This is a genomic window from Acinetobacter sp. CFCC 10889, assembly GCF_003268395.1.
Taxonomy (GTDB): Bacteria; Pseudomonadota; Gammaproteobacteria; order Pseudomonadales; family Moraxellaceae; genus Acinetobacter.
On record NZ_LQXQ01000004.1, the window covers coordinates 110,045 to 120,642 of the forward strand.

The window sequence follows — 10,598 nt, forward strand, 5'->3', positions numbered from 1 at the left end:
GACAGCATAACCTTAGAAATAATAATCAACAGTGTGCCTATTTACGACTTTGGTGCTTGCGCATCCAATGCCATAAAAGCTTCCTTGGCATCCTGTAGGGGAGGCAATTGACCTAATGACGCTAGACCAAAAGCATTTAAAAACTGTGGCGTTGTGACTAACAACGCAGGTCTTCCTGGGAGTTCACGAAAACCAGATTCTTTAATCCAGTTCCATTCAAATAAAGTACGGAGTAGCTGACTATTATTTGTCACTCCACGAATTTGCTCAATATCAGCTCGGGTTACGGGCTGATGATAAGCAATCACTGAAATGGTTTCTAACAGTGACGGGGATAATTTGGTTGGGCGTTCTGGCCAAACTTGGCTAATAATATTGCGATATTTGGCACGCACTTGAAAGCGGTAGCCTTGTGCAACTTCGACTAATTCAATCGAACGACCATGTTGTAAAACAGACAATTGTTGCAAATAATTTTGCAGTTGTTGCTTTGAGTATTGATTTTGAAAAGCTTCTTTTAAACGAGCAATCGACACAGGTGCATCACTAGCAAAAATAATTGCTTCCATTTGCATCAAAACTTCATGATGATGATCGTGTTGAGAGCCATCGACATTAAATACATTATGTTGATCAATGGTCATGCGGCAGCTCCTTGAATTGCAAGCGGCGCATCAAGTCCACTAGAAATAATCTGTATTTTCTGTTGGCGAGTCAGTTCCAATACTGCCATAAAAGTGACGACCATGCCCATACGACCTTGGGTGGGCAAAAGCAGGCTTTCAAAACTCAAAACTTGCCCTGATGTAATCATATTTTCAATATAAGCAATGCGTTCCTCAAGTAAAACAGGTTCATGCTCAATTTTATGGATGACAGGTTCAGGACGATTAAAAATACAGTATAAAGCATCACGCAGCATTTCAGCTGCATAGCCTTCATATACTGTTGCTGTTTGTCCGATAGAAACATTTGTTGGGAAAATATCACGTTCAAACACAGGCATTTGCCCTAAACGCTCAGCAGCTTTTTTAATTCTTAAATAAGTTTCTAAACGGTCTATTAATGCTTGTTTAGGATCTTTTTCTAGCGTTACAGTTTTTGGTTTTGGCAATAATAAACGAGATTTCAAATCTGCCAATAGCGCAGCCATCACCATATAGTCTGCGGTAAGTTCAATATTTAATGACTTCATGCTGTCCATATACGACAAATATTGACTTGCGATTGGTGCAATGTCTAACTGAAGCAAATCAAAACCATTTTTTTGAATCAGGTAAATGAGAAAGTCGAGTGGTCCTTCGAAATGATCTAACAAAATTTCGAATGCAGCAGGTGGAATGTATAAATCCTCAGGGATCGAATCTTGCCACTCATCGAGTACTCGAATTTGTGGAATGCTTTCCATTGAGTTATAGACTGATTGAGTCATTACCGTTTTTAGCCACGCGAATTTTCAAAGGCATGTTAGGCGATTCGGGAGATCACTTTTCAAGAATAGGAGATGTGAAGTGATATTCGAATAGCATTGAATATAGAAGTAGCCGTATTCTAAATTAAAAAGTCATGGGAATAAATTACTATTGTGTAGAAATGTGAAAAAAACCTGAAAATAAATAGGGAATATTTTCTTACGTGATAATGCTCAGGCTTTTTTTGTTAAACAATTAGGCAGAATTTTACTAGAGAAAATAGCAAAAAACGGGCATATTATTCTTTCATGTATGACTATAAATAATCAAAATGCTGAACTATCAAAAACACCAAGTTAATGAATTTGGACAAAAAATTGGTAAAAAAGTTACAAGTGATCTCCCTCAAGCTTTTCAATCAAGTCACTTAAAGGGGCGATCTGTAAGTTTGATTCCTATGCAACATGATATTTTACAAACAGCAGCATTTTCCTATTTATGGCAAGCGATGGAAAGTGAGCCGAATCATGCATGTTGGACGTATTTACCTTATGTGGCATTTAGCTTTCAAATACAACTAGAGCAAGCGTTGAAGAAAAATTTTGGTTTTGCTGATACGCAACATTTTTTGATCGAAGTTGAAGGGAAGATTTTGGGTTGGGTTGCATTAATGAACGAACGAGCAGCGCATGGTGTGATTGAAATTGGTAATGTGTATTTTTCACATCAAATGAAACGCAGTATTGCAGCAACAGAAACGATTTATTTACTTTTAAAAGCATGCTTTGAGCAAGGATTTAGACGAGTAGAGTGGAAATGTGATGATTTAAATGAACCATCTCAGGATGCTGCATTACGTTTTGGTTTTCAGTATGAAGGGACTTTTCGACAAGACCGCATTTCCAAAGGCAATAATCGCAACACGGCTTGGTTTTCGATGTTAGATGAAGAATGGCAAGCAATTCAAAAAAATTATGAGGACTGGCTAAGCCCTGAAAATTTTGATGAGAATGGGCAGCAAAAAGAGCGTTTACAGACTCGAGGATGATGAAAGCCTTCAGTATTTAAAGGACTTAAATTTCAAACCAAGCCAACATTAAAATACAAAATACAACACCTAGAATTGTGCAGACTTTTAAAGCTGTTGGAAAATATTTCCAAGGCATTTGTGTTGTACCATAAAGATACATATTTTCTGCTTTGGAAATTGGATGAATCATGATGCCAATACCGAGCATCAACATAAACGGTAATACAAAGGCGAGTTTGATCAGATTTTGTGGTGCAGTCATGAAGATATAAGTGAGAAGAACAGCACTGAGTAGGGTAATGAATAGACCAATGAAGCGAGTATTTCGTCTTTGCGTAGAAAATTGTTGCGTTAAGAAATTTTCATCAGCATCTATTTGTCGACGTTCAGGATCAGCTTGCACTTGTATAACTTTACGAATGGCATTAAAAACTTGAAAGTAATATTTAAATTTTAAAGTAGAAAATACAGTAATTGCTATAGCAACAAGCGCAATACCGATAAACATTGGCTCAATATTCGATTTTTGTAATTCTCCCCAACTCAACCAAATAAAAACCAAAGCGACTAAAAATGCGATAATTGCAGCAAAGAAAAATTGTATACATTTCATAAAAATTTGAGCATTGATCATATTTTTACGTGCTGAAAAAGTCGGTGCGTCTGCACCTCGAGGAATTTGCCCTGTGAGTTTATCTGCTAAAAGATCTATGTCTAGACTTACATTTTGCTGATGAATACCAAATTGGATGATATGGCTAAGGTGTTGAATTTCTGCTTCTACTTTATTCATTGGGCTATTTTTAGATTTAGAATATTTGTTAGGAGTGGATTTTAAATCATATGGTATATTTTTTCTAATATGTTGTTTTAATAAAATTAACTTTTTAAATCATTAAGCATCATAAATTGCATATTCAATGTTTGTTCAGTATTGATTTTGAATACACAAATTAGATGCTTCCATTTCTTCCAAGATCTCTAAAACAATACAAACCTCTAAAAAATATTCTTATATTGGTGAATAATATTTTTCATGTTGAATCACTTCAGCATTTGATTGTAAATACCAATGATTTTTAATATAAGATTTTGAATATTAATAAAAAAATCTTATTCAAAAGCACTCACATCCCCAACACCACGGCGGATAATTTCAGGATTAGCCCCTGATAAATCAACAATACTGGTGGTGGTTAATGTACCTAAACCACTATCAATAAAAACATCAATCCGTTTTTCCAGTTGTTGTTCGATGTCGAAAGGATCATCTAAAGGCTGATCTTGATTGGGTAAAATCAAGGTACTGGTCAGTAAAGGTTCACCTAATTCTTTCAATAACATTTGGCAAACAGCGTTGCTTGGTACACGTAAACCTATGGTTTTCTTTTTCGCATGCATCAAACGACGTGGCACTTCACTGGTTGCAGGTAGAATATAAGTGGTTACTGCAGGAGTATTCGCTTTAAGTAGGCGATACATGGCATTGTCGACTTTGGCATAGGTGGCAATGTCTGATAAATCTGCACAGATAATGGCATATTGATGCTTTGGACCTAAGCCACGAATTTGAGCAATACGTTCCATCGCATTTTTATTTCCAATCTGACAGCCAATTGCATAAGCTGCATCGGTTGGATAGACCACAACATCACCTGCACGAATACGCTCCACAGCTTGGCTAATTAAACGTGGCTGAGGATTGTCAGGATGAACTCTTAAATGCAGCATATTTTTCTCTCCTGAATATTTTTCATTCATTATCACTTGCTTAAAAGCACAGTTGCAATGTCACTATGTTGATTTATGTAAATTAATCAAGCATTTCACGCTGAAATTCGGCAATTTGTAATGTTTTGCCACTTCGTATACTTGTGCAGATGCATTCTATGAAGCATTTTGCATCACGTGGCAGTTGTGCTTCCCCTGAAAAATAACGCTGTACTTGAGCAAAAACTTGATCTTTAAATATTGCACCATCGCCACTTTCACCTGTGAGATTGTCTAAGGACACACGAAATTTTCGTCCAAAAGCTTTTGCAAATAACCATTCAATTGCTTGTGGTTTGATTTCAACCTGTTCAAATAAGGCTTGTTGCTCAGCAGTACGCCCATCAGGTGCATACCAATAACCAAGGTCAGGCAATAAACGACGTTGTTCACCAGCAATAGTCCAATGACTGATTTCATGTAAGGCACTATTAAAATAACCATGAGCAAATTGGATCCGTGCAGGCACTTGATCTGTCGCAGGAAAATACTCAGGTTCAAAGTCACCACGAACAAGTTGTACATTTAGGTGGGAAAACCACTGATTAAAGTGTAAGATAAGCCAATCGACTTGTTGCGCTTCTGTATTTAAATCATGCCACTGTAAACGTTGCACAGTGTTTGATTTTTCAGCACAATTTAAGGTCGAAGAAGTGTTTAACTGTAATGACGTTTTGACTTCAGGTTGCGGCTGCAACTGTTGCATAACTTGAATTACCTAAAAGATCTGTCTAAATAAGTACAAAATTGTATCTTAATCTTTGACAGAGTACCGATGAATTTGTAGAATTGCCGCCTTAATTATGTCAGCAAAAACCTTTCCGGCACAGATTGAGCCGTTTAAATGGGCTGAACAGGGCTTTACATGGTCAGGTACACTGCCATTGTCTCGCTGTGTTCGTATTGCTCGTGAAGCTGTTGGATCAATTGATGATCAATTGGTCAATATAGACTGTACACTATCAATGGATGCCTATCATCGCATTGTATGGTTAGATGGACATGCTGAAACAAAAGTTTTAATGGAGTGCCAACGTTGTTTGGAACCTGTTGAAATTGAACTTGTTTCAGATTTTCATATTGCCTTAATCGATGATGAGTCACTGATAGAGCGCTTGGATGAGGATGCTGATTACATCGTCTTAGGCGAAAGTGAAGCCACAAAACAGGGTGATTATGCAAGTAATACCCCTGCAACTGCGGATTTACTTTCTCTAATAGAAGATGAATTGATAACGTTGATGCCAATGTCTCCTAAGCATGATGCTTGTGAGCATAAACATCAGCCAGTCGATCAGGACATTGTTGAAGAAAAACGGGATAATCCGTTTGATGTTTTAGCAGGTTTAAAGGGTAAACTTAACTAATTTTTGTGTTATACTATTTAGTTAAGACAACCGAATTGTTCTGATCCATTTTTTCGATCTTTGTAAGGAGCCATCATGGCCGTTCAGCAAAACCGTAAAAGTCGCTCTCGCCGTGACATGCGCCGTTCACATGACGCTTTAACCGAGAATGCATTAACTGTAGACCAAACTACAGGTGAAACTCATCGTCGTCACCACGTGACTAAAGATGGTTTCTACCGTGGTCGTCAATTATTCGCTAAAGCAGCTGATGCTGAATAATTGTTGATGCATTAAGCGAAAGCTTGGTGAAAAATTGGGAGCATTATGCTCCCTTTTTTTGTCTTGCGTTTTTTGTTGTATTTGGCAATTAAATTTTTATTTTTTTAGTGTTAAATTGCCGCATCGGAAACGAGCTAAGTATGAAGAAAGGACTTTTATATGTCTGCTAAACAACTGGAGCAAGCAGCTCAAGCAACAAAAACTGCATTTTTGTTTCCTGGTCAAGGCTCACAAAAAGTAGGTATGCTCGCTGAACTTGCAGAACAGTTTACTGTAGTGACAGAAACATTTGCAGAAGCTTCAGAGGCTGTTGGTTTTGACTTGTGGAATATTGCCCAAAGTGGTGAGGGTTTAAATCAAACAGAAAATACGCAGCCTGTTTTGTTGACAGCCAGTATTGCAATGTGGCGTGTATGGTTGGATTTGGGTGGTGTTGCACCGAAATACCTAGCAGGACATTCACTGGGTGAATACAGTGCATTGGTGGCAGGAAATGCAATTTCATTGGCGGATGCAGTGAAATTAGTTCATTTACGTGGTCAATTGATGCAATCGGCTGTACCGCAAGGTCAGGGAGCGATGGCTGCGATCCTTAGTTTGGAAGATGCAAAAGTATTAGAACTTTGCGAACAAGCCAATATTCAAGGTCGTGGTTCTGTTGAAGCTGCAAATTACAATGCTCAGGGGCAAGTGGTTATTGCGGGTGATAAAACTTTAGTTGATGCTGTGATGGCGGCTGCGAAAGAGAATGGTGGTAAAGCGATTGCGCTTCCTGTATCAGTTCCTTCGCATTGTTCTTTGATGAAGCCTGCAGCAGAACAGTTTGCACAAGCTTTGGAACAAACTGCCATTGAGCTACCAAGTATTCCTGTAATACAAAATGTCAATGCAGCAATTGCAAGTGATGTCACGATTTTACGTCAAGCATTAACTGCTCAATTGTATCAGTCAGTACAATGGACCAAGACTATGCAATATCTGCAAGATCAAGGTATTCAGTATGTTGTTGAGTGTGGTCCAGGTAATGTATTAGCAAATCTTGCAAAGCGTTTACCGAATATTGAAAAAGCATTCCCAATTGATACACAAACTCGCATGGAAGATGCACTGAATGCCATTTTAGTGGCAGAAGGAAAAATTGCATGACACAAGAACGCAAAGTCGCATTAGTGACAGGCGCAAGCAGAGGAATTGGTGCAGCCATTGCTCAGCAACTTATTTTAGATGGTTATTTTGTTGTAGGGACAGCGACTTCTGAAGCTGGCGCAGAAAAATTAACAGCAACATTTGCTGAAAATGGTGTAGGCGCAGTTTTAGATGTACGTGATGGTGATGCGATTGATGCCTTGGTATCAGACATTGAACAAAAATATGGTTCAGTGATGGTATTGGTTAATAATGCAGGGATTACCAAAGATAATTTGTTACTGCGTATGTCAGAAGCGGATTGGGATGATATTTTAAATATCCATCTTAAAGCAGTTTTCCGTTTATCTAAACGTGTCTTAAAAGGTATGACTAAAGCACGCTTTGGTCGCATTATTAATATTAGTTCTGTGGTTGCACACTTTGCAAATCCAGGACAGGCAAACTATTCTGCTGCAAAGGCTGGTATTGAGGCATTTAGCCGTAGCCTTGCAAAAGAGATGGGTAGCCGCCAAATCACAGTAAACTGTATTGCACCAGGCTTTATTGCAACAGAAATGACTGAACAGTTAAGTGAAGATATTCGCAAAAAAATGAGTGATCAAGTAGCGTTAAATCGTTTTGGTGAGCCACAAGACATCGCAAATGCGGTGAGCTTTTTAGCTTCAGAGCGTGCAAGTTACATCACGGGTACAGTATTACATGTAAATGGTGGTTTATACATGGCTTAAATGTCATGTATTAACTTTGAAAAAATCCAATATTCAATTAAACTATCGGCAATCAAAAGCCGCCACAAGCAATGAGGAGAATTCCTGTGAGCGATATCGAACAACGCATTAAACAAGCTGTTGCAGAACAATTAGGTATGAAAGCTGAAGAGATCAAAAACGAAGCATCTTTTATGGATGACTTAGGTGCTGACTCTTTAGACTTAGTTGAACTTGTAATGTCTTTCGAAAATGACTTTGACATCACGATTCCTGATGAAGATTCAAACGAAATCACAACTGTTCAATCAGCTATTGACTATGTAACTAAAAAACTTGGTTAATGTGTTGAATGCTTGATGAGTCATCATCAGCGATTAAGCACCTTTATGGTGGCTTTTTTATTTATAAATCAAAAACATTGGTTACATATCGTTACGTTTCTATCACCAATGACAACCAATTTCAGTATATTTTTAGTTATAAAAATAGAGTGCGAATTTTTATAACCCTTGATTAGATAAAACTTAAATTTATACGGAGAAACATAATGGGTCTTTTTGATTTTGTAAAAGGTATCGGTAAAAAAAATACAGCGCCTGCTGAGCCACAAGCTGCACCAGCAACACCTGCTGAACCATCTGCACAAGAAATTGCCAATAAATTATTGGGTCATATCAAAGCTTTAGGTTTGCCTGTAACAGGGTTGTCAGTGTCTTATAATGGTGCTTCAGATTTAGCGACTGTAAGAGGTCAAGTACAAACTCAAGCAGATAAAGAAAAAATCATTTTGGCTGTTGGAAATATTGATCATGTTGCACAAGTAGATGATCAACTTACAGTTGCAACACCAGAGCCTGAAAGTAAGTTTTATACTGTTAAATCAGGTGATAATTTATCTAAAATTTCGAAAGAATTTTATGGTGATGCAAATCAGTACAATAAAATTTTTGAAGCAAATCGTCCTTTGTTAAAAAATGCGGATGATATCTTCCCAGGTCAAGTATTACGTATTCCTGCATAATATTTGAGTAAGAGAAAAGGCGCATGAATATTCAATGCGCCTTTTTTATGTATATTTGAATTATTTTGCAGGTTGTCCCCATTTATTTGTTTCAGGTGAAGTATTACTCGCTAACCAATAGATCACAATCAATCCAATCAATGGAATACAACTGATTAATAATAACCAGCCTGTTTTACCGATGTCATGCATGCGGCGTACTGCAACTGCAAGTGATGGGATAAAGAGGCCGAGTGCTGCAATGAAGTAGAAAACAAATGGGCGTTTGAAAATGACACCATCTAATACGCCAGCGATGATTAATACAACGAATTGAATTAACACAAAAAACCAATATTCTTTACGGCGTGCACGACCTGAAAAATTCGCATAATTTTTCAAGCATTTGATAAACCAATCTAGAGGATTGTATTGATCTTCAGATTTTAAGCCATTTGACATTATTTTTCTCACTTACTTTTCAATGTTATTAAATTTTTTCATGTTTTATATGTTGTTAAATTTAACAACATAATTTGCTTATTTTAAATGCAATTGATGATGAAATTTAAGTTTCATTTAATAATATATTTATTGTTTTTGTGTAATTTAAAAATAAAATTCATTAGATTGAAAAAATAAAAAAAATATTTAAATTTATCAAATATTTTAAGTTTCTTGTAATTTAGGCAGATTTTTTAGAGGTGTGATGTATGTTGATAATAAGGTGGCTTTTGGGGAGGGGGGATTTGTTCAGAGGTTTGTTAGAAATCAAAAATAGAAGACAGATAAAATACCGAAATAAAAATAGAGCCATTTGGCTCTATTTTTATGGAATGACATTAGATGTGGTCAACACATGACATTTTATGCGTCGCGTGACGGCGTTAAATGACAGATAGTGTGAGATTAATTTACTTAATTAAATCAAATGTTTCTTAGTTCTTTTGACATTCAATCTTAACAAGGTTTTGACAAATAAGTTAAGAGTTTTTGAGAGTCTCTGACACATAAGTTAAGATTTTTTTTGGTTAATTTGATTACCATAACCAGCTTTCATTAATTTTTCAACATCCTTTCTTTTGAATAATCTAATTGAGTAATTTTTATTACCGTAAAATATCGGCTTTATCAATCCACGAGCTGTTAAATTAGTAATATGAGTTCGATGCATACCTAGAAAGTTATTAGCTTCCGAGGCTGTAAAAAACTCTTTATGAAGCTCGACCACATGATCGAATTCCCATTTTGGAAAGGAACGCCAATAGCCAATATGTCTTAGAGTAAGGAAACCTGACATGATCCAATTTTTCTGTAATTGATTAAATGTGCAGTTAAGAGTTTTAAGTACCTCGTCTATATCTACATAAGTAGGATCATTCTTTTGTTGTATCAACTCATCAATACTTCTTCTAGGTATACGGTAGGGGCGTACTTCTTTATCTTCTACCTCAAGCCAATCGTATTGAATTAGTTGTGCTGTCTGTAAGGAAGAAATACCAAGAAGTTTGGCTGCTGCATTTAAGTTAATATAATTTTTACTTTGATGCTTAGATATAGTACCTTTTTTCTTACGACCAAAATTATTTTTAAAAACTGTTATATCTTCGATCATAGATTTACTTAGATGTTTAACCTCATCTCTAGAATAATAAGTAGGATAAAAATTATCGTTAATGATTGGTTTAATATTTAAGTTATAAATTTTATCTTTTAAATTACAAGGAGTAACATTAAGTATTTTTGCTAAAGATCCTAAGAAAATGTATTTACTATTAAAGTCTTTTACGAAGTCTTTAGATAAACAAAACTTTGTATAGTGGTTAAGATACTTTTTCGTAGTAGGAATTGTAGGTGTTTTTAAAAAGTTGCGAGTTGTATGCATATTAATGTCAAGTT

13 protein-coding genes and 1 pseudogene are annotated in these 10,598 nt (G+C 36.3%); 7 read left to right on the plus strand and 7 right to left on the minus strand.

The annotated features are described in order from the left end of the window. Nucleotides 1-41 precede the first annotated feature (41 nt). Together scpB and AVJ19_RS02610 are read right to left on the minus strand one after the other, a co-directional pair. The gene (gene scpB / locus AVJ19_RS02605; RefSeq protein WP_111858251.1) at nt 42-644 is read right to left on the minus strand and encodes an SMC-Scp complex subunit ScpB; all 603 of its coding nucleotides are present in this window, start codon (nt 642-644) and stop codon (nt 42-44) included. Beyond that, nucleotides 641-1,432 (minus strand): segregation and condensation protein A, encoded by a 792-nt coding sequence (locus tag AVJ19_RS02610; protein WP_111858252.1) that lies wholly within the window; start codon nt 1,430-1,432, stop codon nt 641-643. Before AVJ19_RS02610 ends, scpB begins: the two co-directional genes overlap by 4 nt. A 311-nt stretch (nt 1,433-1,743) precedes the next feature. Between AVJ19_RS02610 and AVJ19_RS02615 the strand changes: the two genes are divergently transcribed. Next, nucleotides 1,744-2,460, plus strand: coding sequence for a GNAT family N-acetyltransferase (locus tag AVJ19_RS02615; protein ID WP_111858253.1), 717 nt, complete (start codon nt 1,744-1,746; stop codon nt 2,458-2,460). Between the two features lie 25 nt (nt 2,461-2,485). On the opposite strand, the gene AVJ19_RS02620 is transcribed toward AVJ19_RS02615, so the two are convergent. From AVJ19_RS02620 to AVJ19_RS02630, 3 genes are all read right to left on the minus strand, one after another. After that, nucleotides 2,486-3,235 (minus strand): hypothetical protein, encoded by a 750-nt coding sequence (locus AVJ19_RS02620; protein ID WP_111858254.1) that lies wholly within the window; start codon nt 3,233-3,235, stop codon nt 2,486-2,488. A gap of 320 nt (nt 3,236-3,555) precedes the next feature. Continuing rightward, the gene (locus AVJ19_RS02625) at nt 3,556-4,173 is read right to left on the minus strand and encodes an L-threonylcarbamoyladenylate synthase (protein ID WP_111858271.1); all 618 of its coding nucleotides are present in this window, start codon (nt 4,171-4,173) and stop codon (nt 3,556-3,558) included. A gap of 82 nt (nt 4,174-4,255) precedes the next feature. Then, nucleotides 4,256-4,918 (minus strand): elongation factor P hydroxylase, encoded by a 663-nt coding sequence (locus tag AVJ19_RS02630; protein WP_111858255.1) that lies wholly within the window; start codon nt 4,916-4,918, stop codon nt 4,256-4,258. Between the two features lie 97 nt (nt 4,919-5,015). Here AVJ19_RS02630 and AVJ19_RS02635 point away from each other — a divergent pair, with 97 nt between their 5' ends. The 6 genes from AVJ19_RS02635 to lysM all read left to right on the plus strand — a co-directional run bounded on the left by AVJ19_RS02635 (nt 5,016) and on the right by lysM (nt 8,720). After that, nucleotides 5,016-5,579, plus strand: coding sequence for a YceD family protein (locus AVJ19_RS02635; protein ID WP_111858256.1), 564 nt, complete (start codon nt 5,016-5,018; stop codon nt 5,577-5,579). Between the two features lie 75 nt (nt 5,580-5,654). Further along, on the plus strand, nt 5,655-5,840 hold the full coding sequence (gene rpmF / locus AVJ19_RS02640) for a 50S ribosomal protein L32 (protein WP_004723964.1): 186 nt from the start codon (nt 5,655-5,657) through the stop codon (nt 5,838-5,840). 159 nt (nt 5,841-5,999) lie between these two features. Continuing rightward, nucleotides 6,000-6,986 (plus strand): ACP S-malonyltransferase, encoded by a 987-nt coding sequence (gene fabD, locus AVJ19_RS02645; RefSeq protein ID WP_111858257.1) that lies wholly within the window; start codon nt 6,000-6,002, stop codon nt 6,984-6,986. After that, nucleotides 6,983-7,717, plus strand: coding sequence for a 3-oxoacyl-ACP reductase FabG (gene fabG, locus AVJ19_RS02650; RefSeq protein ID WP_111858258.1), 735 nt, complete (start codon nt 6,983-6,985; stop codon nt 7,715-7,717). The genes fabD and fabG overlap by 4 nt, the downstream gene beginning before the upstream one ends. Nucleotides 7,718-7,803: 86 nt before the next feature. After that, nucleotides 7,804-8,040 (plus strand): acyl carrier protein, encoded by a 237-nt coding sequence (gene acpP / locus AVJ19_RS02655; RefSeq protein ID WP_065994154.1) that lies wholly within the window; start codon nt 7,804-7,806, stop codon nt 8,038-8,040. A gap of 206 nt (nt 8,041-8,246) precedes the next feature. Beyond that, nucleotides 8,247-8,720 carry a peptidoglycan-binding protein LysM gene (lysM, locus tag AVJ19_RS02660; protein WP_111858259.1) on the plus strand — a complete coding sequence of 158 codons (474 nt, stop codon included), beginning with the start codon at nt 8,247-8,249 and terminating at the stop codon, nt 8,718-8,720. A gap of 60 nt (nt 8,721-8,780) precedes the next feature. Here the strand turns inward: lysM and AVJ19_RS02665 are convergent, their stop codons facing one another. Continuing rightward, nucleotides 8,781-9,161, minus strand: coding sequence for a DUF805 domain-containing protein (locus AVJ19_RS02665; protein WP_111858260.1), 381 nt, complete (start codon nt 9,159-9,161; stop codon nt 8,781-8,783). A 553-nt stretch (nt 9,162-9,714) separates the two neighbouring features. Beyond that, nucleotides 9,715-10,598: pseudogene (locus tag AVJ19_RS02670) on the minus strand (hypothetical protein); the annotation flags it as partial.

Excerpts from the sequence above, each read along its gene's own strand:
- scpB (WP_111858251.1), bottom strand. The coding sequence starts at position 644 with ATGACCATTGATCAACATAATGTATTTAATGTCGATGGCTCTCAACAC.
- AVJ19_RS02625 (WP_111858271.1), bottom strand. The coding sequence starts at position 4,173 with ATGCTGCATTTAAGAGTTCATCCTGACAATCCTCAGCCACGTTTAATT.
- fabG (WP_111858258.1), top strand. The coding sequence starts at position 6,983 with ATGACACAAGAACGCAAAGTCGCATTAGTGACAGGCGCAAGCAGAGGA.
- AVJ19_RS02620 (WP_111858254.1), bottom strand. The coding sequence starts at position 3,235 with ATGAATAAAGTAGAAGCAGAAATTCAACACCTTAGCCATATCATCCAA.
- AVJ19_RS02610 (WP_111858252.1), bottom strand. The coding sequence starts at position 1,432 with ATGACTCAATCAGTCTATAACTCAATGGAAAGCATTCCACAAATTCGA.
- AVJ19_RS02635 (WP_111858256.1), top strand. The coding sequence starts at position 5,016 with ATGTCAGCAAAAACCTTTCCGGCACAGATTGAGCCGTTTAAATGGGCT.
- rpmF (WP_004723964.1), top strand. The coding sequence starts at position 5,655 with ATGGCCGTTCAGCAAAACCGTAAAAGTCGCTCTCGCCGTGACATGCGC.
- fabD (WP_111858257.1), top strand. The coding sequence starts at position 6,000 with ATGTCTGCTAAACAACTGGAGCAAGCAGCTCAAGCAACAAAAACTGCA.
- lysM (WP_111858259.1), top strand. The coding sequence starts at position 8,247 with ATGGGTCTTTTTGATTTTGTAAAAGGTATCGGTAAAAAAAATACAGCG.
- AVJ19_RS02630 (WP_111858255.1), bottom strand. The coding sequence starts at position 4,918 with ATGCAACAGTTGCAGCCGCAACCTGAAGTCAAAACGTCATTACAGTTA.
- AVJ19_RS02615 (WP_111858253.1), top strand. The coding sequence starts at position 1,744 with ATGCTGAACTATCAAAAACACCAAGTTAATGAATTTGGACAAAAAATT.
- AVJ19_RS02665 (WP_111858260.1), bottom strand. The coding sequence starts at position 9,161 with ATGTCAAATGGCTTAAAATCTGAAGATCAATACAATCCTCTAGATTGG.